Raw genomic sequence first — 21,611 nt, 5'->3', positions numbered from 1 at the left:
AACATGAAGAAGGGGCCGCAAGTATAGCGCTTGCGGCCCCTTCTTCATGTTTCGACCTTGTTCGCCGGGTCAGGGTACCAGCACCGCGCGCCCTGGCACCTTGCCCTCGCGCAGCCGGTCATAGACCTTGACGGCCTCATCAAGGTCGTGCGTTTCGATATCGGCCTTGATCTGCCCGCTACGGGCCAGCGCGATGACCTCGATCAGTTCGGCCCGCGTGCCCCAATAGGGAACCATGACCTGCGATCCATAGGGCATGGTGTTCGCATTGTAGCTGAGCGTTCCGCCCGCCAAACCCACGATCGTGAGGCGGCTGTCGCGCCCGATCAGCGAACTCGCCAGGTCGATCGTCGCCTGCGCCCCCACGAAGTCGAGCGCCACCGTGACGCCGCGCCCGCCGACGAGATCACGGATCTCCTCCTCGGCACTCTTCGCGCCGGAATTGACAACGACATCCGCGCCCAGCTTGCGCGCTGTCTCCAGCTTGTCCGCGCTGATATCGGCCGCCACGATTCGCGAGGAGCAGGTGGCCTTCAGGATCTGGAGCGCCATCTGCCCAAGCCCGCCGATGCCGGTGACGAGCACGGTCGCATCGGGCGTCAGCTTGGCCTGTGCCGCCCTGATCGCGTGATAGGGCGTCAGAGCGGCATCGCTCAGCGGCGCGGCCTGCGCCGGATCGAGATCACCCAGCGGCACCAGCAGGCGCGGATCGGGCACGATCATGTATTCGGCCATGCCGCCGTCGGAGCCCAGGCCGCCACCAAAGGTCGGCAGGCTGGCGTGATTCTCGCAGTAGTTTTCCGCCGAGGTCTGGCAGTGGTGGCACGAACCGCAGCCCCAGGGGCCGTAGACGGCGACCGCATCGCCCTCCTTCCAGCCCGTGACGCCCTGCCCCAGCGCCTCGATCCAGCCTGCGTTCTCATGGCCGAGCGTGAAGGGCCCCTTGAACGGCACCTCGCCATCGAGGACGTGAAGGTCGGAGTGGCAGACACCCGCGCCGCCGATCCGCAGGAGGACTTCCCCGGGCCCCGGCTCGGGCTTCGCGATGTCGACGATTTCCGGCGGGCGGCCGCCCTCGATGAAGCGCACGGCTTTCATGGCAATTCTCCAGATCGTATCATGTTTGCAGCTATTCAACGACTTAGGCCCGATCGCGTTCCGGTGGATTGACAGACATCAAGCGAAACCGCCCTGCCAGCGCCCTCGCGCAGGAAATTTGCGCCCCCCTGCGCATACCCCGCCATTTCCCTTGCATTTCCCGCCCCACGCGCGTAGGGCGCGCCGGTTCGAGGGGCCGTTCAGTCGGCTCCAAGAGCGCTGTGCAGGTATCCGGCCTGCATGGCAGTTCGGCCCTTTTGGCCCGCCGATGCAATGGTGCGGATGGCGGAGAAAGACCGGCGGAAACAACCGCCTGGCCGGAAAAACGTACAATCTGAGGATAACCTCTTAATGGCTACTTCTGCCAATCCGACCCGCGACGATTTCGCGGCGATGCTCGACGAGCAGCTCGGTGGCGTTGCTGACGACGGCTTCGAAGGCCGCGTCGTCAAGGGCACGATCACCGCAATCGAGAACGACAAGGCCGTCATCGACGTAGGCCTCAAGAGCGAAGGCCGCGTGCCGCTGCGCGAATTCGCGCGCGGTGAAGACGAGCACGGCCTCAAGGTCGGCGACGAAGTCGAAGTCTACGTCGACCGCGTCGAGAACGCCGACGGCGAAGCGATGCTGTCGCGCGACCGCGCCCGCCGCGAAGCCGCCTGGGACAAGCTCGAGAACGAATTCGGTGAAGGCAAGCGCGTCGAAGGCGTGATCTTCGGCCGCGTCAAGGGCGGCTTCACCGTCGACCTCGACGGCGCCGTGGCCTTCCTCCCCGGCTCGCAGGTCGACATCCGCCCCGTGCGCGACGTCACCCCGCTGATGGACGTGCCCCAGCCCTTCCAGATCCTCAAGATGGACCGTCGCCGTGGCAACATCGTCGTGTCGCGCCGCGCCGTCCTCGAAGAGACCCGCGCCGAACAGCGCAGCGAGCTCATCGACAAGCTGAGCGAAGGCCAGGTCATCGACGGCGTCGTCAAGAACATCACCGACTACGGTGCGTTCGTTGACCTGGGCGGTATCGACGGCCTGCTCCATGTCACCGACATGAGCTACAAGCGCGTCAACCACCCGAGCGAAGTGATCGCCATCGGCGACACCGTCACCGTCCAGATCATCCGCATCAACCAGGACACCCAGCGCATCAGCCTCGGCATGAAGCAGCTGGAAAGCGATCCCTGGGAAGGCGCAGCGGTCAAGTACCCGGTCGGCGCGAAGCTTTCGGGCACGGTCACCAACATCACCGAATACGGCGCCTTCGTGGAGCTGGAGCCGGGCATCGAAGGCCTGGTCCACGTTTCGGAAATGTCCTGGACCAAGAAGAACGTCCACCCGGGCAAGATCGTTTCGACCTCGCAGGAAGTCGAAGTCATGGTTCTCGAGGTCGACTCCGACAAGCGTCGTATCTCGCTCGGCCTCAAGCAGGCTCAGCAGAACCCCTGGGAAGGCTTTGCAGAGCGTCACCCGGTTGGCTCGACCGTCGAAGGCGAAGTCAAGAACGCGACCGAATTCGGCCTGTTCATCGGCCTCGATGGCGACGTCGACGGCATGGTTCACATGTCCGACATCGCATGGGGCATCTCGGGTGAAGACGCCCTGGCCCTGCACCGCAAGGGTGAGGTCGTCCAGGCCGTGGTTCTCGACGTCGACGTCGACAAGGAACGCATCAGCCTCGGCATGAAGCAGCTCGAGCGTGGCGCTCCGGCCGCTGGCGGCACGGTCACCGGTGGCAGCTCACTGCGCCGTGGTGAAACCGTCACCGTCACCGTCCTCGAAGTCCGCGACGGCGGTCTCGAAGTCCAGGCTGGCGAAGACGGCGCGACCGGCTTCATCAAGCGTTCGGACCTCGGCCGTGACCGTGACGAGCAGCGCCCCGACCGCTTCCAGGTCGGCCAGAAGCTCGACGCGATGGTCACCGGTTTCGACCGTTCCAAGAAGCCGAACTTCTCGGTCAAGGCCCGTCAGCTGGCCGAAGAGAAGGAAGCGGTGGAGCAGTACGGTTCGTCGGACTCGGGCGCTTCGCTCGGCGACATCCTCGGCGAAGCTCTGAAGGGCCGTTAATCGGACCTTTCAGCCTCACCGAAGCTGAAATCACCAAGAGCCCGTCCGGAGCAATCCGGGCGGGCTTTTGCGTTTGCGCGATTACCCTGCCCGGCATGACCCGAGCCGCGACCGTGAACCTTTTTGGCCGCTACGGCCTTGCCATCGCGCTAATGCTCATAGGTTGGTGTGCATTTGCCATGGGTTGCGCCCTGCTTGGCCGCCCGCTTGCGTCCAGCGCCGCAGGATATGCCCTGTGGATCGTGGCCGGAATCGTCACCCTTGTGCAGGCACTCTGCATGAGCGGTACAGGCCCCGGCGCTGTGGCCACCGTCGCGCGCGGGGCCTGGCCCCTGTCATACCGCCTCATCCTGGCAGCAACGCTGGCTCTCTTCCTCATCTGGGCCTGGATCAGTTCCTTGGGGAAGAGCGCATTCCCCCGATGGCCTTCATGCCCCTGATCGGCGTGCGTGCGGCGCTCGAACTGGCCGCTTCGCGACGCGACCGAGCCGGTCCCCAGACCACCATCCTCGAAGCCTGAAGTCAGGTCTGCGACACCGCCACAAACACGGTTCAAACGTGTGCCCCGGACATTTGCCTTCCCATGCCGGCTGGCCTAACGCAGCCCCATGAGCCATCCCCGCAAGAGCCCGCTCGGCACACTCCTCCAGGCCCGGCGCGACCGCGTTGGCGCCCTCTTCGTCGCCCTCGCCATCGCCACCGCCTTCCTGCCGCCAACCGCCTTTGCGCTGGTCGCGGGGCTGGAAGCGCTCGCGCTCGTCCTCGCCTTGCGCACGGCCCGCGCCATGACACCCGAGGAACGCGCGCCGATGTCGATCCTCGGGCACACCTCGGCGGTCGCAGCGGGCTCGCTCGTCTGCGTGTTCTTCATCAGCCGCTATGTGCACTACATCAGCTTCCAGACGCAGGCGGTTGCCTCTGTCCTCCTGATCGGCGCGCTCGCCTTTCTGCTGCTGCTGCGCCGCCCGGTGCACTGAGACAAAGCGACCAGGTCCCGACTTCCTTTGACACTTGGGACCCTTTGCCTAGACTCAAGACCACGCAAGGAGAGAGGAGCGCCATGCTCGAAGTTCACCAGTTTCCGTGCCTGAACGACAACTACGGCTACCTGCTGCACGACAGCGCCTACGGCGAAACGGTGTGCATCGACACGCCCGACGCCGAGGAATACCTGAAACAGGCAGGCCAGAAGGGCTGGCAGATCACCCAGATCTGGAACACCCACTGGCACCCCGACCACGCGGGCGGAAACATGGCGATCAAGGCCGCCACCAATTGCACGATCACCGCGCCCGAAGGCGATGCGGGCAAGATCGAGGGCGTCGACCGGATGGTCAGGCAGGGCGACATCGTCACGATCGGCGACCGCGAGGGCAAGGTCCTCGACGTGGGTGGCCATACGCTGGGCCACTGCGCTTACTGGCTTGCCGGCGCGCGCATGGCTTTCGTGGGCGACAGCCTCTTCGCGCTGGGCTGCGGGCGCATGTTCGAGGGCAACCCTGAACAGTTCTGGACCAGCCTCAAGCGAATCAAGGCGCTTCCGGCCGACACGCTGATCTACTGCGCCCACGAATACACCGAGGCGAATCTCAAGTTCGCGCTTCACGCCGATCCCGACAACGCCGAACTTGCCGCCTATGGCGAGGACATCGCCCGCTGGCGCGCCGAGGGCCTGCCCACCGTGCCGACGAAGCTCCAGCGCGAACTTGCGACCAACCCCTTCCTGCGCGCCGACGATGCCGACCTTTCGGCCCGCTGGGCCCCCGACGGCCACATGGGCGACCCGGTCGCGACCTTTGCCGCCCTTCGCGCCGCCAAGGACAACTTCTGAGCCAGGGTGGGCGGGCACATACGCAAGCGCCCGCCCAAGCCTGCCTCAACCGACCGTGACGCCGAAGAAGGCTCGCTCCACAGGACAGCGCACATGGCCGCGCCCGTACACCCGCTCTGGAGCCCGCGCCCCGGCAGTGAGTATACGGAAACGACGAAGTTTCAGGGGCCTCCGCGCCATGACCCCGCCCGCAGAACACATATAAAGAACTCTTTATATCCGCCTTGACGGTGCCGCATCGCTGCGCTCTAAGGCACGTGTCGCGGTTCGTGGCGCTGCAGTGCAGCATGCCCGGCTCGCGACCACGAAATTACGAACCGCGCCGGGACACAAGGAGCCCTGCGGACGCGGAGCAAGGCTGGCCTACCCCAAGGAACCACGCCTTTCCTCCGACATTCCGCACACGCCCCAGCCCGCCGGAGCCAGAACAGGCGTGTGGCCCCTCGCCGCACGCACAACGGACCAGCAAGAAGGGTCATACGTCCATGTCCAAACCCCGCTTTCGCGCCGACCACGTCGGTAGCCTGCTTCGCCCCGAGCCCGTCGCCAAGGCCCGCGCCGAAGGTGCCGACGCCGCGATCCTGCGCGCCGCCGAAGACGCGACCATCCCCGACCTGATCAAGATGCAGGAAGACGTCGGCCTCAAGGTCGTCACCGACGGCGAAGCGCGCCGCGCGTTCTGGCACTTCGACTTCATGGGCATGCTTGATGGCATGGAACTTCGCACGCGCGATGAAGGCGTGAAGTTCCACGGCGTCGACCTGCCCCCGATCCGCCCGACCATCACCGACACGCTGGGCTTCCCGGCCGATCACCCGATGCTCGAACACTTCACCTTCGTGAAGGACCACACCACGGTCTGCCCGAAGATCTCGATCCCCGGCCCCTCGGCCGTGCACTTCCGCACCGACCCCTCGGACGTGCTGCCCGAGAAGTACCGTGATCAGAAGGTGCTGATGGCCGACATCGCCGCGACCTACAAGGCCGCCGTCGAGGCCTACTACGCCGCTGGCTGCCGTTACCTGCAGATGGACGACATCTTCTTCGCCTACCTCGCCGACCCCAAGCAGCGGGAACAGCGTCTGGCGATGGGCCAGGATCCCGACCAGCTCATCACCGACTACGCCTGGATGCTGAACGAGGCGATCAAGGACCGTCCGTCGGACATGACCATCGGCATGCACATGTGCCGCGGCAACTTCCGGTCGACCTACGCGGCGACCGGCGGCTACGATGCAGCGGCCGATGCCATCTTCAACGGCACCGATGTCGACATCTACTTCATGGAATACGACACCGACCGTGCCGGTGGCCTCGAGCCGCTCGCACTCCTGCCCAAGGGCGACAAGCGCATCATGGCCGGTTTCATCACCACCAAGACGCCCGAACTGGAATCGATGGACGACATCAAGCGCCAGTTCGAAGCGGCCAGCAAGTTCGTCGACATCGACCAGCTCGGCATCGCGCCGCAGTGCGGTTTCTCCTCGACCGAGCACGGCAACTCGCTGACCGTCGATGACCAGCGCCGCAAGCTGGAACTCGTGGTCAACGTCGCCCAGGACATCTGGGGCGAAGCCTGATCCAACAATGTGTTGCGCGCCGGTCTTCGGACTGGCGCGCCGCTCATCACCCCGGCGCTCGGGCCACTCTCCCACGCACACGAAAAAAGCCCCCGCCAATCGGCAGGGGCTTTTTTCGTGGTTGGATTATCGCAAGGCCTCCGGAGACGATCAGATCCCGGAAATCGCCTGGTTGACGAGAACCTTGTCGGCATCAGCCGAGTGATTGCCTGCGATCAGACCGCGCGCTGCGGCAGTCGCCGCGTCGGCAGCAACGGCGCGAAGGTCCGCAACGGCCGCGAGCTGGGCAGCACCGATCTTGTCTTCGGCCATCTTCTCGCGGCGGGCAATGACGTCCGCCGTATCGGTTTCGGCCTTGGCAACGATGGCGATCGCTTCCTTGCGGGCATGCTCGAGCATCTCGGCGGCGTCCTTTTCGGCACCGGCGATCTTGTCGGCATACTCCTTGCGCAGGGCTTCCGCCTCGGCGCGCAGGGTCTTGGCTTCCTCGAGCTGGGCCTTGATGTCCGCGATGCGCGAATCAAGACCGCGGCCGATCGCCTTGGGAACGCCCTTCCACAGAGCGATGCCCAGAAGCACCAGCATCGAGGCGCTGACGACCATGGCCGGCGGGGCTACGCCCAGCAGCATCGGCTCGGCGTGGTGCTCGACACCCGCGTGGGTCTCGGCCGCCGCTTCGACGTGCGCGCCTTCGTTCTCCAGGGAGGACTGGACGGCAGGGGTATCAGCCATGGACCAGGTTCTCCTTCACGGCGGCGCGGACCTGGCCCTCGTCAAGCGAGAGACCGGCAACGCGGCCGATGATGTCACGGGCAGCTTCGGCTGCAACCGTTTCGATTTCGTCTGCCGCGGCCTTGCGGGCGGCAGCAATGCCAGCCTCGGCTTCGGCGATCTTGCCGTCGATCGTGACCTGGGCGGCGGCAAGGCGCTGCTCGGTTTCGGTCGCGGCCGTGGCACGGGCCTCGGCGATCAGGGCGTGGGCCTTGGCGCGGTTGGCGTTTTCACGCTCCCGCCAGGATTCCTCTTCGGCATCCGCCTGCTTGCGCGCGCGTTCGGCGGCAAGGAGGTCGTCGGCAATCTGGGTGTCGCGCTTCGCAACCGTGTCCATGACCTTCGGAACCATGCCCCGTCCGATGACGAAGAAGGTGAAACCGAAGAACACCAGCATCCAGAAGATCTGGCTGGAATAGGTTGCGGCAAGCTGTTCGATCTGAGGCATGGGTCAGCCCTGTGGTCGAGGTGGCCGGAAAAAGTGTTCCGCGATCCGGCTGCCCTACCAAAGGGTCAGGGCAGCCGGATGCGGATCAGTGTGGTCTGGATCAGTCCGCGATTACGCGGCGAAGATCAGCAGAGCCGCGATAACGAACGAGAGAAGACCGAGAAGCTCGGCACCGGCGAAGCCGATGAAGAGACGGCCCTGCTGCGCGTCGGCAGCACCCGGGTTGCGCAGCGCGCCTTCGAGGAACTTGGCGAACACGTTGCCCACGCCGATCGAGGCGAGACCAGCACCGATAGCGGCGAAACCTGCACCAAGCAGCTTTGCAGCTTCTGCGTCCATTTCAAAAACTCCCTTTGGTATGCCCGAATGTTTGAGGCGGTAAAACTTGAGATCAGTGAAGATTCTCGGCGTCGTTGAGATAGACGCAGGTGAGAAGAGCGAAAACGTAGGCCTGGATGCCGGCGACGAGCAGCTCGAGAGCGCAGATGCCGATCATCAGGATGAAGCTGGGCAGGCCGGCAATGGCGAAGAGGCCGATGTTGGCGTTGCCCGAGTCGATCACGAAGCTGGAGAGCACTTCGAGCAGAACGTGGCCGGCCATCATCGCAACGAAGAGACGCAGGCCAAGGCTGAACGGACGCACCAGGAACGAGACGAGTTCGACGAAGAAGATCGGAACCACCATCGCAGCGGGCGTACCGTGCGGCACGAACAGCGAGAAGAAGTGCAGCTTGTGCTTCGCAAAGCCAACGATCAGCACGATCGCGAAGGACATGATCGCCAGGACACCGGTGGCCGAGAAGTGGCTGGTGAACGTGAAGGCGTGCAGGCCCAGGACGCCGATCGGAAGAAGACCGAGGACGTTGGCGAACAGAATGAACATGAAGAGCGAGAAGATGTACGGGACATACTTCTTGCCGTTGGGGCCGACATTGGCGGCCAGCATGCCGTCCACGAACCCGGTGAAGGTTTCCACCGCCATCTGCCAGCGACCGGGAACGAGCTGACGCTTCGAGCCCCCCGCCACGAAGATGAGAAGCGCCACGGTGGCAATCGCCATCCAGAGCGCACTGTTCGTAAAGGCGATATTATACCCCGCGATGGACCAGTGACCCGAGCCGAACAACGGCTCGATGGTGAACTGGTGCATCGGATCGACCTTCGCTTCGGCTGCCACGCGAATATCCCTGTCGCCTGTGAACGGCAGCGCCCTTGCCTGATCCCCTTGCCCCATCGAAGAATGGAGAGATCAGTCCGGGCGCCGGTTCGTAATCCGGATAATGTTCCTGAAGGCAATGAATATTCCGAAGAACATCATCCCCAACAGACCCCAAGGGCTTGTACCTGCGAAATGGTCAATGAGCCACCCCAGGAACAGGCCACCTGCAATTCCCCCCAGCAGCTCCGAAAGAACGCGGTTTCCGATGCGGTAATTCTCATCGGCTTCCACGCCTGCTTTCGGCTGGTTGCGCACTTCCTCGCGTTCGCGGAGGTCCTTCAACCTCTCGTCGAGCGCCCGGATGCGCGCATCCTCGCCAACAGGGCCTTGGACGGGGTCCTTATCGCTCATGTCCTTTGCTCCTTATATCAATCAGGAACGAGTGACGCGTTCGACAGTTGCCCGTCTTGGGCGCCGACCCCTTAGGGTGGGGCTTTTCCCGAGTCAACCATGGCAGCCACATGACGAACCACCGATCTGCACAGGTAGCCCCGACGCGGCGCCCCGCTGCGAATTGGAAGTTAGCGATAACCTAATTCCGCAGCCGCGCAAAAGTGCGGCATCGCGCATCGCGATAGAATTGTCCTACAAAAGCGAAAGGCCCTCTCCCGTTTTTCAGGAGAAAGCCTTTGCATGAGACCTAAGTCGAAGAAAAGAAGTTCTATGGGATCCGCCGTATTCAGGGACACTTGGGATCGCGTTCGGGCGCGCCGCTCCCGCGTGTCTTCCAACTTCCGTCGAGCCCCTCGTACTTCTCGCCAGGCGAGGTTTCCGCGATCAGGCGGCAGGCTGTGGTAAAGGCGTACTCGTCGATCGTGCTCGACAGGCTGGCGGCCTTCGAGGTGTAGATCGAGCGGCGCTTGTTGTTGATATCGCGCACCATCGAACGCACGTCCGCGCTCTGATCGCCGACCACCCCGAGATAGCCGTTGCGCTGCTCACCAACCTGGCCTTGCGCCTTGGCGGCAGCATAGGCCTCGCCGCGCGACTGGGCACCAGCCGGTGCCGCCATGCCCAGACCCGCCAGCATGGCGAGGGCCAGCGTCGCCGCGGCTACGGGTTTCTCGATAAGGCTGCGCATCAGAAGATCTCCGGATTTTCCTCAATGGTGTTCGCGGCATCGGCGGCCAATCGGTAGATAACCTCCTGGCGGATATTGATGTTGAGCTCGATCACGATGGGCTTGTCGGGTGCGGATACGTTCACGCAGCCCCCCAGCGTCGGTATCGCGCCCAGCCCCAATCCTGCCAGTGCCATCGCCCGCATCACGGACCTCACTCCCTTGCCCTGCGTCAGGTTCGCCCGGCGAACCGTGTGCGTTCCTTTTGCAGCGACGGGCGGTGTGGTCAAATTACACGTAATCATGGAGTGTCCTCGCTGACTGGAGGCTGAATGGAGATGAACGGAGCGACAGCGCCCTCTCCCGCCTGGGATTTGCCGTCCTTGGCAACAAGGCCGAGCTCGCGCGGATCGACCACGTAGTTCGAATCGTAGAGCGAGCGCATGTTGCCAAAGAGCTGGAAGAACGGCGCCTGGATATTGACGATGAAGCGCACCGGCAGCTTCGCGATCTGGCGGGTCAGGAAATTGCGCGTGGCTCCTGTCCCCTGGCTGATCCCGGCAAAGCGCAGCTGGGTGATGATTTCACCCGAGAGCGAGCCGTTGAGCGTCACTTCCATCGTCTTGTAATCAATCGACTTGAGCGCATCGAACGCAAAGTTGCCCATGGTCGAGAGATCTTCGTAACTGAGCGCCCCGACATAGGCGACATTGCCGCCCGGCTCGCGCGCGACAAGGCTGCCGTTCTCGATCCGCGCGCCGTTCTGGTCGTAGACAATCGGCAGCTGGCCATCGAAGACGCCGCTCGCCGAGATATTGTCGAGTTCCATGTGCCGCACGAGGCTGGCCGCGTTCAGACCCTTCACGTTCAGCGTGTAGCGCCTTGTCTCGACCGCCCCGACCGTCATCGTGGTGGGCGCGAGCGTCAGTTCTCCGTCCATGAACGGCCACTTCGCCCCGTTCACGACGAGGCGATGATCGGGCTGCATCTCGAAGGAGATCGCCCCGTCCGTGACCTCGATACCCGGATTGATCGAGGCGACGGCAAGGCGCTGGTCGGGGGCGGTGACCATGCCGAGCAGGTCGGTGAAGACAACCTCGCCCGACAGCCCCTCAACGGGTCCAAAGGGCGCTGCAAAATCAAGGCCTTCGCTAGCAAAGCGGCCGCGACTGGTGACGGCATCGCCCCTCCAGTCGATCCGACCCGTCCCCGTCACCGTCCCCTCGACGAGCGAGACAAGACCGCGCAGGTTGGTCGACAGCTGTTCGGGCTGAAGATTGTCGCCAAAAGTCAGCCCATCGACCGCGAGATCCGCATGCCCACGCAAGGTGCCCAGGTCATGGACGATGTCGACACGGCCCACCGCGCGATCCGATTGCGGTTCGCGCAATCGGGCCGAGGCAGAAATCACGTTGTCGGCAAGCTCCAGCGAAGCGCCGCGCGCGACCATCGGCTCGAAACGGGCGTCCTTCTGCCTGTCGACAAGTACGAACTGCGAATCGTCGAGCCGCAGCACACCCCCGGCGTAGCTCCAATTCCCGGCGACCTCGTGCAGATCGAGCGGCACCGCCGCGAGCGCGACGTCCGCATTTTCAAACGTGCCCGCGACATCGCCCGCGAGATCGGCCGTCAGATTGGCGATGGCAAAGCGCGAGGGCGCCGCCTCGGGCCCCAACGCCACGGCGATATCGCGCGCCGCAAGCGTTCCGGGATAGGCCAGGCCGACAGGACCGGTCGCCAGCCGCACCTCGGATTCGCCAAGATGACCGGAAAGTTCGAGCGCGGGTGTACCCGCTGCGAACGCAAAGCCGCCGCTATCGTAGCGTGCCATTGCCCGACCCTTGGGCGGGCACAGCGAAAGCCGGTTCGCATCGAGCGTCAGGTTCGCCATCGTGAGAGCGTCAAACGTGACCGTGGTGCACGAGGACCAGAGCGCGAGATCGCCATTGCCCTTCCAGCGGCCCGAGACCGGCACACGCAGGTTGCGGACTGATCCGCCCGGCAGCGCCCCGCCCAGCCGCACTTCGCCCGCGACATCCAGATCGCCATTGCCCCGCTGGCGCAGGACCATCTCGGGGATAGCGACATGGTCCTCGCCCGCCCGGTAATCGGCCATCTGCACGTGGAAGGCCGTCTCGCCCGAATCGCGCGTTTCCATGCGCCCGTTGAGGCGCGGCAACCTGCGCCCCGACGTCACGAAGTTGCCCGAGACGCGCGGTGCGCCATCGGCCAACAGCATCTGCATGCGCGAGAGTTCGAGCAGGCTTTCACCGCTGCGCGCCCGGACCCGCGCCTGGGGCACGACCACGCTGCGTCCGCGCGCATTGCTGCGCGCGATGAGCCGCGCTTCGAGCGTGCTCCCGCGCAGCTCGCGGGCAAGATTGACGCGAATCTGGTCCGCGAGCCCGGCGACCAAGGAACCTTGCGTAGTGCGCGCCAGGTCCTGCAAGGCCGAAGCAAGCCCGGAACCGGGCCGCAGGTTCTCACCCGACAGGTCGGTTTCGAGCGAGAGCGTATCGAAACCCGCGCTCGCCCGGGCCGTACCGCTGAGTTCAAGCCGGGAAAGATGGAGCGGCGCACCGCCCGGATCCCTTGCGGCCAGATCGTAGCGCGCATTGAGACTGTCGCCCCGGTAGGTGACCTGCGCGGAGCCCTCGAGCGCTGCGGCGCCGGCATCGGCCATGCGCAAGCGCTGCGCGGAAAGGCCCAGCGAGGCGCGGCCGCCGTCCAGCGTGTCATCAAGCTCAAGGTCGAGGTCGAGCGCGGCCTTCGCGAGTGAGGCCCCCTGCCCTTCGCAGGCGAAATCCTCCAGCCGCAACGGCCCTTTCAGGCGCGGCCGCCCCGCCGCGACGGACAGCTTGCCGTAAAGGCTCAGCGGACCGCTGGTGCAGCCCGCATAGGCCAGCGCGGGGGCTTTTGCGGCAAGCTCCCCTTCGAAACCACCGCGCAAGGCGCCCTCGCCTTCCAGGCTGACCCCCACCCGCCCCGCATCGGTCACGAGCAGCGCGCCGCCATCCTTCACGGCAAGATCGAGATCGGGAAGCTGCGTCGGCTCCGTGCTCTGCGGATCGGCGAAGAGGACCTTGTCGAGCGAACCGAAGCTGACACTGCCGTTCTTCATTCGGCCATAGAGACGCGGGCGCACAAGAGTGATGCGGCCAAGGCCGGGCAATCCGAAGGTGAGCCGCGTTGCCACACGCACCTCCGCGATCGTCAGGTCGGGATGCGCCGGATCGCCGATCACGACATTGCGCACGATCTGCTCGTCGGGCCCGATCTGGACGATGTCGTAGGTGGCTGGCAGCCCCAACGCGGAAAGTTCGCTCTGGACAATATTGTCGGCGATATCCTCGCGCGCGATCCAGGCGCTGCCAAGCGCCATGGCCCCGACGACACCCAAGCCCAAAGCGATTCGCCGACGCCGGCGCCGACGCGCAGCGACAGGCCGCGCCGCTTCCTCGGCAACGCGCTCTTCTTCGTTACTTTCCAGGGACTCGTCTTGCGCCATGCGCTCCATCACTTGCGCTGTGCGCGCCGGAAAGGCAATTGTCAGAGCCAACGATGGCAGACGATACCCCCCTCTTTCCTGAACGGACCGAAAGCCAGCCCGCGCGCGCCGAGACGAAGGCTGCGCACGACAGGACGAAGGCGAAAGACGCAGGGAGCGATACCTCGGGCCACCGCACGCGGCTACGCCAGCGCCTGCTGGGCGGCGGAGACGAGGCCCTTGCCGACCACGAAGTGATTGAATTGCTTCTGATGCAAGCGGTGCCCCGGCGCGACATGAAGCCGCTTGCCCGAAGCCTTCTTGCCCGCTTCGGCACGCTGGCAGGCGTCCTCCAGGCCGATCCTCGCACGTTGGCGCTGCACCCCGGCATGGGCGAGGCGACCGCGGCAGCCCTGCGGATCGTCACCGTCGCGGCAACCCGGCTCGCCCGCCAGAAAGTGCGTGAGACCCCCGTGATCGGCTCCTGGCAAGCGCTGATCGACTACCTCACCATAGATATGGCGCACCTGACGCTGGAACGCGTGCGCGTGCTCTACCTGAACACCAAGAACATGCTCATCCTCGACGACCTGGTGGGCGAAGGCTCCATCGACGAGGCCGCGATCCACCCGCGCGAGGTCATCCGCCGCGCCCTCGATATCGGGGCCAGCGCCCTCATTCTGGTCCATAACCATCCCTCCGGCTCGCCCGAACCCAGCCGCGCCGACATCGACATCACGACGCGCATCGCCGAGGCCGGGCGCCTGCTCGGCATCACCGTCCACGACCATATCGTGATCGGCCGCGAGGGGCATGTGTCACTGCGCGCCAAGGGCCTGATCTAAAAGGCAGGTTGCACCTGCGACTGAACCCGGCAGGCGGACAGAGCGCCCGGCATCCGACAGGCGGAAGGAACCGCGAAATGACTGGGGCGCCCGCACATGTGCGGCCACCAGTGCGAGCACGAAACGGGCCCCAACTTTTTCTAATGGCCCCGCAATCAAATCAACTTTTTTAGTAGTAAACAAAGCCTTTGCGCGTTGCACAATTGTCGCTAGACCCTTGCGCGAAGCGCTGGGTTCCCAGCGTAATCGATAGGGGAATGGATGCATTTCGGTCTGGATCTGGCTTCACCGCTCGTCATGGCGCCGTTGCTTGTTCTCCTCTTCCTTGCCTTTGCCTTCGAGCTCGCCGCGCCCGAAGTCGTGGCGCTGGGCCTTGTCGCGGTTCTGCTCCTGCTGGGCATCATCGCGACCGATGACGTGCTCGAAGCGATGGGCAACCCCGCCCCGCTGACGATCGTGAGCATGTTCATCATGTCCTCGGCGCTGGTGCGAACCGGCGCGCTCGACTTCTTCTCGTCCTGCATTACAGGGCTTGGCCGGACGCGCCCCTTCCTGTGCATGTGCGTGTTCCTGGGCCTGATCGCGACGATCTCGGCCTTCACCAACAACACACCGCTGGTGATGATGATGATCCCGGTGGGCATGACGATTGCCCGCGAGCTCGACATTCCCGCCTCGCGCGTACTCATGCCGATTTCCTTCGCCGCCGTTCTGGGCGGCACCGTCACGCTGCTCGGGACCTCGACCAATATCCTTGTCGACGGCGTCGCGCGCCGCGCAGGGCTTGAACCCTTCGGCCTCTTCGAGATCGCGCCGGTCGGCATCATCGTGGCCATCATCGGCGTCATCTGGCTCGCCGTGTCGAACAAGCTGCTTCCCGAACGCCAGACCGTGGCGAGCCTGGGCAATGCGAGCGATAACAAGCGCTTCGTCGTCTCGATCTTCATCGAGGCGGGATCGCCCTATATCGGCCAGCCGCCCAAGACCATCGACCTGCTCTCGCGCAGCGAACGTCGCCTTGTCGACGTGCTGCGCGGCGACCAGTCGCTGCGCCGCAATTTCGCCGCACAGACGCTGGAGGAAGGCGACATCCTGGTCCTGCGCACGTCTGCAAGCGACCTCATGTCCCTGAAGGAAGCCGGGCGCATCTCGATGACCGCGGCCTCCACCACCGACCCGCACCTCGTCCAGCTCTCGACCCGCAACTCGGTCATGGCCGAAACGCTGCTGGCTCCGGGCGCCGAGATCATCGGGCATACCCTGTTCGAGCTGCGCCTGCGCCGCCGCTACGGCGTCTACCCCATTGCGCTCCACCGCAAGGGCACGAACCTTGAGGACCGTTTCGAGCGCGTCCCCCTTGAAGTGGGCGACACACTCCTGATCGAAGGCGCGCCCGAAGACCTGCGCCGCCTCGTCGAGGACCAGCAGCTGGTCAACATCGCTGAGCCGACCTCGCGCGGCTTTCGCCGTAGCAAGGCCTGGATCGCGATTGCGACAATGCTCGGCGTGGTCCTCGGCGCTTCGTTCGACCTCATGCCGCTCGCGGGCCTCGCCGTCATGGGCGTCGCCGTCGTGCTTGCGGGGCGCTGCGTGGAGCCCGAGGAAGCCTTCCGCTCGGTCGACTGGCGCATCATCGCGCTGATCGTGGCCATGCTTTCCATTGGCACGGGGCTGGAACGCTCCGGGCTGGTCGAGACCATCGTCGGCTGGGCCACGCCCTGGCTCGGCAGCCTGGGCCCGATTGCCGCCCTCGCCGCAATCTACTTCCTCAGCCTGTTCCTGACCGAACTTGTCACCAACAACGCGGTGGCCGTCGTCGTGACCCCCATCGGGATCACGCTGGCCCAGGCGCTGCATGTCGACCCGCGCCCGTTCGTCGTCGCGGTGATGTTTGCCGCCTCGGCCAGCTTCCTCACGCCCATCGGCTACCAGACCAACACCCTCGTCTACAGCGCGGGCGGATACAAGTTCACCGACTTCTACAAGTACGGCTTTCCGCTCACGATCCTGGTGTCGATCACGACGCTGATCGTGATCCCGATGATCTGGCCCTTCTGATCCGGGGAGACAGGGTCAGGGCGCCGGGCTCTCCAGCGCCTGGATCAGGCGGGGTTCGAACTCGTCCGGCGCCTCGACCTGGGGCGAATGGCCGCGTCCTTCGAACCAGACGATGCGCGCCTCGGGCATGCGCGCCGCAGCGTCCTCGACCACCTCGGGAATGGGCCTCAGCCGCGCCTTCACCGCGTCGGGGGCCTGCCCCTTGCCGAAGGTCGTGGTGTCGAGCCGGCCAATCATCAGGGTGACGGGCACCCTCAGATTGCCGAACTCGTGCGACACCGGCTGGGTCAGGATCATCTCGGCGGTCTTGGCCTGCGCGATCTCGACTGCGTCATCATCCTCAGTCGCATATTGCCCGGCGAGCATGTCGACCCAGCGATCGTAGTCCGCACGCCATTCGCCGTGGTAGTAGGTCCGCAGCTGATAACCCTTGATCGACGCGCGGCCCTTGGCGCGTTCGGCCGCGATCAGCCTGTCGAGCGGCACATAGGGCACCCCCTGCTCCATCCGGTCGACAAGCCCCAGCGGATTGATCAGCAGCAGCCGCGAGGTGTCGTCCGGGAACATCAGGGCATAGCGCAGCGCCAGCATACCGCCGGTCGAGTGGGCCAGCACGATCGGCTTCTCCACCCCCTGTGCCTTCAACAGGCGGTGCGTGGCATCGGCCATCAGCGCGAGCGTGTACTGCGCGCTGTCGGGCTTGGAGGACTTGCAGAAGCCGAGCTGGTCGGGGACGATTACCCGGTAGCCAGCCGCCAGGAGCGCGCGCGCCGTGCTCTCCCAGGTCGCCGCGCAGAAGTTCTTGCCGTGGAGGAGAACCACGCTCTGCCCGTTGGGCCGCGCGGGCGCGACATCCATGAAGGTCATCTGCGCGTCCTCGTCCCCCACGCGCACGCCAAAGCGCTTCTCCGGCCAGGGATAGGCGAACCGCTCCAGGTTGCTGCCCAAGGGCGCCACGTCCTGCGCGCTGGCTCCGCTAGCGCTTAGAAGGCCCAGGGCAAGGGCGGCGGTAGTGGGTACAAGGCGGCGCAGGGACACGAAATTTCTCCAACCGGGGACTGCGGGTTCCTAGACCAAGCGCGTGGCCGCGCGGAAGGCTCCTGCCAAAAAAGTAACCCCGCTCATCGGGTAGCCGCGCGCCTTGCACTTGCCTTTCGCCCGAAGCGGCCCTAGCGGACGCCGCGTCAGCCAAAGGAGTCTTGCATGGTCCCCCGTTACGCCCGCCCCGCCATGACCGCGATCTGGGAGCCCGAAGCGCGCTACCGCATCTGGTTCGAGATCGAGGCGCACGCCGCCGTCAAGATGGGCGAAATGGGCACCGTTCCCGAAGCCGCCGGCAAGGCCCTGTGGGACTGGTGGGCGACCAACCCCAAGGTCGACGTCGAAGCCATCGACGCCAAGGAAGCCGTGCTCAAGCACGACGTGATCGCGTTCCTCGACTGGGTCGCCGAACAGGTCGGCCCCGAAGCGCGCTTCATGCACCAGGGCATGACCAGCTCGGACGTCCTCGACACCACGCTCAACGTCCAGCTCGTGCGCGCCGCCGACATCCTGCTCGCTGACCTTGATGACCTCCTCGCCGCGATCAAGCGCCGCGCGATGGAGCACAAGTACACCCCCTCGATCGGCCGCAGCCACGGCATCCACGCCGAGCCGGTTACCTTCGGCCTGAAGCTCGCCGAAGCCTATGCCGAGTTCGCCCGCGCGAAGAAGCGCCTGATCGCCGCGCGCGAGGAAATCGCGACCTGTGCCATCTCGGGCGCTGTCGGCACCTTCGCCAATGTCGATCCGGCCGTGGAAGTCTACGTCGCCGAACAGATGGGCCTCGAGATCGAGCCCGTCTCGACCCAGGTCATCCCGCGTGACCGCCACGCCATGTTCTTTGCAACGCTCGGCGTCATCGCCAGCTCGATCGAGCGCGTCGCCGTCGAAGTGCGCCACCTCCAGCGCACCGAAGTGCTGGAAGCCGAAGAATACTTCTCGCCGGGCCAGAAGGGCTCGTCGGCCATGCCGCACAAGCGCAACCCCGTGCTGACCGAGAACCTCACCGGCCAGGCCCGCATCATCCGCTCCTACGCGATGCCCGCGATGGAGAACGTGGCGCTGTGGCACGAGCGCGACATCTCGCACTCCTCGGTCGAGCGCTTCATCGGCCCCGACGCCACGATCACGCTCGACTTCGCGCTCGCGCGTCTCACCGGCGTCATCGACAAGCTGCTCGTCTACCCCGAGCGCATGCAGAAGAACCTCGACCGCATGGGCGGCCTCGTCCACTCGCAGCGCGTCCTGCTCGCGCTCACGCAGGCGGGTCTCTCGCGCGACACCTCCTACCGCCTTGTCCAGCGCAACGCGATGAAGGTGTGGGAATCGGACGGCCAGCTCTCCCTCATGGAACTACTCAAGGCCGACGAGGAAGTGGCCGCCGCGCTGACGGTCGAGCAGATCGAGGACAAGTTCAACCTCGACTACCACTTCAAGCACGTCGACACGATCTTCGCGCGCGTCTTCGCCGACTGAGACGCGATGCACGCAGCGCCGATGCCGCAGGGCCGATGATCCGGGGCCTTCCCTTACCCCGTTTTCGGTCCTAGCATCGGCGCTTCGCCGCGCCCGGGCACCCGCCCGGGTCCGGCACGGCACGAACATCGGGAGCATCCATGAAAGCCGTCCGCACCATCGCCTGGATCGTGACCACGGCCATCCTGGTCGCCTTCATCGCCATGAACTGGACCAAGGTCCCGGTGAACTTCTGGCCATTGGACGATGGCAACTACATCCATTTCGACTGGCCGGTGGGCTTTGTTGCGCTGTTCTTCTTCCTGCTCGGCATGATGCCGGTGTGGCTGTACTTCCGGGCCGTGCGCTGGCGCCTCAACCGCCGCATCGCCAGCCTCGAGAACGCGCTCCACGCCAGCTCGATGCCCTCGCTCGCCGAGGAACCCACGGCCAGCGCCACCACCTCCCCCCGGCCTGACACGTCACCGCAAACGACACCCCTGACCCCGGATACCTGAGCCCATGAGCAACAATCCCGTCTACCTCGCACTCGACGTCCCCCGCCTCGACGCCGCCGAAGCGCTGGCCCGCAAGGTCAAGGACCACGTCGGCGGGATCAAGCTCGGCCTCGAATTCTTCTGCGCCCACGGCCACCACGGCGTGCGCGAGATCCAGAAGGTGGGCCTGCCCATCTTCCTCGACCTCAAGCTCCACGACATCCCCAACACGGTCGCCGCCGCGATGCAGGCGATCAACACGCTGAACCCGGCCGTGGTGACGATCCACGCCGCGGGCGGACGCGCGATGATGGAAGATGCCAAGGCCGCCGCGGGCGAGAACACCAAGGTCGTGGCCGTCACCGTCCTTACCAGCCTCGACAACGACGACCTCTCGGCCATCGGCATCACGGCCGATCCGATGGAACAGGCGCTGCGCCTGGCCGAGTTGTCGCAGGCCGCCGGGCTCGATGGCATCGTGTGCTCGGGCCACGAAGTCGGCGCGATCCACAAGCAGTGGAAGGACGGCTACTTCGTCGTTCCCGGCCTGCGCCTGCCCGACAGCAAGCTGGCGGACCAGAAGCGCATCGTCTCCCCGCGCGAGGCGCGCGACAACGGCGCGAGCCTGCTCGTCGTCGGCCGCCCGATCCGCGGCGCGGAAGATCCGCTCGCCGCCGCCAAGGCCATCGAAGAGACGCTGTAAGCCAAGATCGGCGACTTTACCGTTCGCGCGCCATGCAGCGCGCACAAGGTGAGGTCGCCCGTTCCGCGAGCCCGAGGGCTATGGCCCTCGAAACCCTCTTCGTCATCTTCTGATCCGGTGCCACGCACCTTCCATTCATCGCCACGAAACATCCTCTCGTCCAAGTCGTTGGACAAGCTCTGAGAGGATGATGGAGTGCAAACGACGATGAAATCGAAGCTTCTTTGGGCCGCTGCGGCCGCGACACTGGCGACGCTTCCCGCGCTGGCCCAGGCCCAGCAGGCCGAAGCCCCAGCCATCGCGGCGAACCACACGCTCCTGAGCGTAAACGCGGAAGGCTCCTCCAACCGCGAGCCGGACATGGCCAACTTCCGCGCGGGCGTCACCACGCAAGGCGCCAGCGCCAGCGCCGCTTTGGCCGAGAACTCGCAGCGCATGACCGCTGTCTTTGCCGCACTCAAGCGCGCGGGGATTGCCGAGAAGGACATCCAGACCAGCAATCTGAACGTGAGCCCGGTCTATTCGCAGCCCGCACGCCGCCCGGACGGCGGCTACGATGCGAACGAGCGTACGATCACCGGCTACCAGGTCAACAACACCGTCCTGGTACGCCAGCGCAAGCTCGACAATTACGGCGCCGTGATCGACGCGCTCGTCTCGGCAGGTGCGAACGAGGTCAATGGTCCCGACTTCGGCCTTTCCTCGCCCGATGCGGCGCAGGACGAAGCGCGCACCGCGGCCATCAAGGCCGCGCGTGAACGCGCCGATCTTTACGCCCGTGCGGCGGGCCTTCGTGTCGTGCGAATTGTCTCGATCAGCGAAGCGGGCGGCTATGCACCGCAGATCCGGGCCAAGAGCGACATGATTCGGCTCTCTGCAGCCCCCGCGCCAGCCCCGGTCGCGGCGGGCGAACTCGACATCACCGCGCAGGTCTCGGTCCAGTTCGAACTGGCACCGTAAGAGCCCCCTCTGCTCAGTTGAGCATCATGTCCTGCGAATCGATGGCGTAGTTCACCAGGGTAACCGCGTCCTCGTCCCCCTTGCGGTAGGTGAAGCGCTCGGTCCCGGTGCCTTTCTCGAACGTGGTCTGGTAGGTCGCGGTGAGATAGGTACCGGAGGTCGAGGCGTTGGTGTTCCAGCCCACCTGCTTGGTCTCCTTTACCGCCCCAAGCTTGGTGTGAACCGCGCCCAGCAGCTTCTCGAACGCGGCCTTGTCGCCCGCCTTGCGCAGTTCCGGATCGGCCTGCGTCCAGATACGGGCGTAGTTGGCCGCATCAAGGTCGCCGTGGAACCGCGCGATGGCCGCGTCCGCCTTCTCGAAGGACTCCTTGATCCCGCACCCGCCAAGCATTGCAGCGGCGGCAAATGGGACTAGAAGGCGCGCGATACGGTTCATTGCGAAGAGATCCTTGTTGCAACTGGCAGGGGGCGAAGAGCCGAGATCACTCTAGCCAGCGGAC

The 21,611-nt window shown here is 65.2% G+C and carries 21 protein-coding genes; 10 read left to right on the top strand and 11 right to left on the bottom strand.

Translation table 11 applies throughout. The annotated features are described in order from the left end of the window. Positions 1-69 precede the first annotated feature (69 nt). Positions 70-1,098 (bottom strand): NAD(P)-dependent alcohol dehydrogenase, encoded by a 1,029-nt coding sequence (locus tag HT578_RS21405; RefSeq protein ID WP_213501375.1) that lies wholly within the window; start codon positions 1,096-1,098, stop codon positions 70-72. 351 nt (positions 1,099-1,449) lie between these two features. On the opposite strand from HT578_RS21405, the gene rpsA reads away from it, so the two are divergent. The 4 genes from rpsA (at position 1,450) to HT578_RS21385 (ending at position 6,567) form a co-directional block, all read left to right on the top strand. After that, positions 1,450-3,156 (top strand): 30S ribosomal protein S1, encoded by a 1,707-nt coding sequence (rpsA, locus tag HT578_RS21400; RefSeq protein WP_039394280.1) that lies wholly within the window; start codon positions 1,450-1,452, stop codon positions 3,154-3,156. 608 nt (positions 3,157-3,764) lie between these two features. Then, on the top strand, positions 3,765-4,133 hold the full coding sequence (locus HT578_RS21395) for a hypothetical protein (RefSeq protein ID WP_213501374.1): 369 nt from the start codon (positions 3,765-3,767) through the stop codon (positions 4,131-4,133). Between the two features lie 83 nt (positions 4,134-4,216). After that, positions 4,217-4,987, top strand: coding sequence for a hydroxyacylglutathione hydrolase (gene gloB, locus HT578_RS21390; RefSeq protein WP_213501373.1), 771 nt, complete (start codon positions 4,217-4,219; stop codon positions 4,985-4,987). 485 nt (positions 4,988-5,472) lie between these two features. Further along, positions 5,473-6,567 carry a 5-methyltetrahydropteroyltriglutamate--homocysteine S-methyltransferase gene (locus tag HT578_RS21385; RefSeq protein ID WP_213501372.1) on the top strand — a complete coding sequence of 365 codons (1,095 nt, stop codon included), beginning with the start codon at positions 5,473-5,475 and terminating at the stop codon, positions 6,565-6,567. Positions 6,568-6,717: 150 nt separating this feature from the next. On the opposite strand, the gene HT578_RS21380 is transcribed toward HT578_RS21385, so the two are convergent. From HT578_RS21380 to HT578_RS21345, 8 genes are all read right to left on the bottom strand, one after another. Then, the gene (locus HT578_RS21380) at positions 6,718-7,299 is read right to left on the bottom strand and encodes a F0F1 ATP synthase subunit B family protein (RefSeq protein ID WP_084592266.1); all 582 of its coding nucleotides are present in this window, start codon (positions 7,297-7,299) and stop codon (positions 6,718-6,720) included. After that, entirely contained in the window at positions 7,292-7,786 is a 495-nt protein-coding gene (locus HT578_RS21375; protein ID WP_039394297.1) for a F0F1 ATP synthase subunit B family protein, read from the bottom strand. The genes HT578_RS21380 and HT578_RS21375 overlap by 8 nt, the downstream gene beginning before the upstream one ends. 111 nt (positions 7,787-7,897) lie before the next feature. Continuing rightward, entirely contained in the window at positions 7,898-8,125 is a 228-nt protein-coding gene (locus HT578_RS21370; protein WP_039394300.1) for a F0F1 ATP synthase subunit C, read from the bottom strand. A gap of 52 nt (positions 8,126-8,177) precedes the next feature. After that, on the bottom strand, positions 8,178-8,963 hold the full coding sequence (locus HT578_RS21365) for a F0F1 ATP synthase subunit A (protein WP_039394302.1): 786 nt from the start codon (positions 8,961-8,963) through the stop codon (positions 8,178-8,180). 72 nt (positions 8,964-9,035) lie between these two features. Beyond that, positions 9,036-9,356 carry an AtpZ/AtpI family protein gene (locus HT578_RS21360; protein ID WP_039394305.1) on the bottom strand — a complete coding sequence of 107 codons (321 nt, stop codon included), beginning with the start codon at positions 9,354-9,356 and terminating at the stop codon, positions 9,036-9,038. Between the two features lie 328 nt (positions 9,357-9,684). Continuing rightward, complete coding sequence (locus HT578_RS21355) at positions 9,685-10,086, bottom strand: YdbL family probable chaperone protein (RefSeq protein ID WP_052322579.1); 402 nt, start codon at positions 10,084-10,086, stop codon at positions 9,685-9,687. After that, the gene (locus HT578_RS21350) at positions 10,086-10,271 is read right to left on the bottom strand and encodes a YnbE family lipoprotein (protein WP_039394311.1); all 186 of its coding nucleotides are present in this window, start codon (positions 10,269-10,271) and stop codon (positions 10,086-10,088) included. The genes HT578_RS21355 and HT578_RS21350 overlap by 1 nt, the downstream gene beginning before the upstream one ends. A 95-nt stretch (positions 10,272-10,366) precedes the next feature. Further along, positions 10,367-13,447, bottom strand: a complete 3,081-nt coding sequence (locus tag HT578_RS21345; RefSeq protein ID WP_239026403.1) for an intermembrane phospholipid transport YdbH family protein — start codon at positions 13,445-13,447, stop codon at positions 10,367-10,369. 179 nt (positions 13,448-13,626) lie between these two features. Here HT578_RS21345 and radC point away from each other — a divergent pair, with 179 nt between their 5' ends. Beyond that, positions 13,627-14,397, top strand: a complete 771-nt coding sequence (radC, locus tag HT578_RS21340; protein ID WP_039394314.1) for a RadC family protein — start codon at positions 13,627-13,629, stop codon at positions 14,395-14,397. Positions 14,398-14,658: 261 nt separating this feature from the next. Beyond that, positions 14,659-16,455 carry an SLC13 family permease gene (locus HT578_RS21335; protein WP_213501370.1) on the top strand — a complete coding sequence of 599 codons (1,797 nt, stop codon included), beginning with the start codon at positions 14,659-14,661 and terminating at the stop codon, positions 16,453-16,455. A gap of 15 nt (positions 16,456-16,470) precedes the next feature. Here HT578_RS21335 and HT578_RS21330 read toward each other — a convergent pair whose 3' ends face one another. After that, positions 16,471-17,493 carry an alpha/beta fold hydrolase gene (locus HT578_RS21330; protein WP_213501369.1) on the bottom strand — a complete coding sequence of 341 codons (1,023 nt, stop codon included), beginning with the start codon at positions 17,491-17,493 and terminating at the stop codon, positions 16,471-16,473. A 165-nt stretch (positions 17,494-17,658) separates the two neighbouring features. Between HT578_RS21330 and purB the strand changes: the two genes are divergently transcribed. The 4 genes from purB (at position 17,659) to HT578_RS21310 (ending at position 21,111) form a co-directional block, all read left to right on the top strand. Then, positions 17,659-18,972 carry an adenylosuccinate lyase gene (gene purB / locus HT578_RS21325; protein WP_039394319.1) on the top strand — a complete coding sequence of 438 codons (1,314 nt, stop codon included), beginning with the start codon at positions 17,659-17,661 and terminating at the stop codon, positions 18,970-18,972. Between the two features lie 140 nt (positions 18,973-19,112). Continuing rightward, entirely contained in the window at positions 19,113-19,469 is a 357-nt protein-coding gene (locus tag HT578_RS21320) for a LapA family protein (protein ID WP_213501368.1), read from the top strand. Positions 19,470-19,473: 4 nt separating this feature from the next. Next, positions 19,474-20,151: an orotidine-5'-phosphate decarboxylase gene (gene pyrF, locus HT578_RS21315; protein WP_039394324.1), complete on the top strand. Its 678-nt coding sequence runs from the start codon at positions 19,474-19,476 to the stop codon at positions 20,149-20,151. A gap of 207 nt (positions 20,152-20,358) precedes the next feature. Then, on the top strand, positions 20,359-21,111 hold the full coding sequence (locus tag HT578_RS21310; protein ID WP_213501367.1) for an SIMPL domain-containing protein: 753 nt from the start codon (positions 20,359-20,361) through the stop codon (positions 21,109-21,111). Between the two features lie 13 nt (positions 21,112-21,124). Here HT578_RS21310 and HT578_RS21305 read toward each other — a convergent pair whose 3' ends face one another. Beyond that, positions 21,125-21,547 carry a DUF4019 domain-containing protein gene (locus HT578_RS21305; protein ID WP_039394331.1) on the bottom strand — a complete coding sequence of 141 codons (423 nt, stop codon included), beginning with the start codon at positions 21,545-21,547 and terminating at the stop codon, positions 21,125-21,127. Positions 21,548-21,611: the final 64 nt, after the last annotated feature.

It is taken from the genome of Novosphingobium decolorationis (assembly GCF_018417475.1).
In the GTDB taxonomy this organism is placed as follows: Bacteria; Pseudomonadota; Alphaproteobacteria; order Sphingomonadales; family Sphingomonadaceae; genus Novosphingobium; species Novosphingobium decolorationis.
This window is presented reverse-complemented; position numbering and strand designations above follow the sequence as displayed.

Bases quoted from the DNA above. Each gene is read 5' to 3' on its own strand.
- HT578_RS21360 (WP_039394305.1), bottom strand. From the start codon at position 9,356: ATGAGCGATAAGGACCCCGTCCAAGGCCCTGTTGGCGAGGATGCGCGC.
- gloB (WP_213501373.1), top strand. From the start codon at position 4,217: ATGCTCGAAGTTCACCAGTTTCCGTGCCTGAACGACAACTACGGCTAC.
- HT578_RS21385 (WP_213501372.1), top strand. From the start codon at position 5,473: ATGTCCAAACCCCGCTTTCGCGCCGACCACGTCGGTAGCCTGCTTCGC.
- HT578_RS21375 (WP_039394297.1), bottom strand. From the start codon at position 7,786: ATGCCTCAGATCGAACAGCTTGCCGCAACCTATTCCAGCCAGATCTTC.
- HT578_RS21345 (WP_239026403.1), bottom strand. From the start codon at position 13,447: ATGGCGCTTGGCAGCGCCTGGATCGCGCGCGAGGATATCGCCGACAAT.
- HT578_RS21350 (WP_039394311.1), bottom strand. From the start codon at position 10,271: ATGCGGGCGATGGCACTGGCAGGATTGGGGCTGGGCGCGATACCGACG.
- rpsA (WP_039394280.1), top strand. From the start codon at position 1,450: ATGGCTACTTCTGCCAATCCGACCCGCGACGATTTCGCGGCGATGCTC.
- pyrF (WP_039394324.1), top strand. From the start codon at position 19,474: ATGAGCAACAATCCCGTCTACCTCGCACTCGACGTCCCCCGCCTCGAC.
- HT578_RS21355 (WP_052322579.1), bottom strand. From the start codon at position 10,086: ATGCGCAGCCTTATCGAGAAACCCGTAGCCGCGGCGACGCTGGCCCTC.
- radC (WP_039394314.1), top strand. From the start codon at position 13,627: ATGGCAGACGATACCCCCCTCTTTCCTGAACGGACCGAAAGCCAGCCC.
- HT578_RS21370 (WP_039394300.1), bottom strand. From the start codon at position 8,125: ATGGACGCAGAAGCTGCAAAGCTGCTTGGTGCAGGTTTCGCCGCTATC.
- HT578_RS21405 (WP_213501375.1), bottom strand. From the start codon at position 1,098: ATGAAAGCCGTGCGCTTCATCGAGGGCGGCCGCCCGCCGGAAATCGTC.
- HT578_RS21380 (WP_084592266.1), bottom strand. From the start codon at position 7,299: ATGGCTGATACCCCTGCCGTCCAGTCCTCCCTGGAGAACGAAGGCGCG.
- purB (WP_039394319.1), top strand. From the start codon at position 17,659: ATGGTCCCCCGTTACGCCCGCCCCGCCATGACCGCGATCTGGGAGCCC.
- HT578_RS21305 (WP_039394331.1), bottom strand. From the start codon at position 21,547: ATGAACCGTATCGCGCGCCTTCTAGTCCCATTTGCCGCCGCTGCAATG.
- HT578_RS21395 (WP_213501374.1), top strand. From the start codon at position 3,765: ATGAGCCATCCCCGCAAGAGCCCGCTCGGCACACTCCTCCAGGCCCGG.
- HT578_RS21320 (WP_213501368.1), top strand. From the start codon at position 19,113: ATGAAAGCCGTCCGCACCATCGCCTGGATCGTGACCACGGCCATCCTG.
- HT578_RS21310 (WP_213501367.1), top strand. From the start codon at position 20,359: ATGAAATCGAAGCTTCTTTGGGCCGCTGCGGCCGCGACACTGGCGACG.
- HT578_RS21335 (WP_213501370.1), top strand. From the start codon at position 14,659: ATGCATTTCGGTCTGGATCTGGCTTCACCGCTCGTCATGGCGCCGTTG.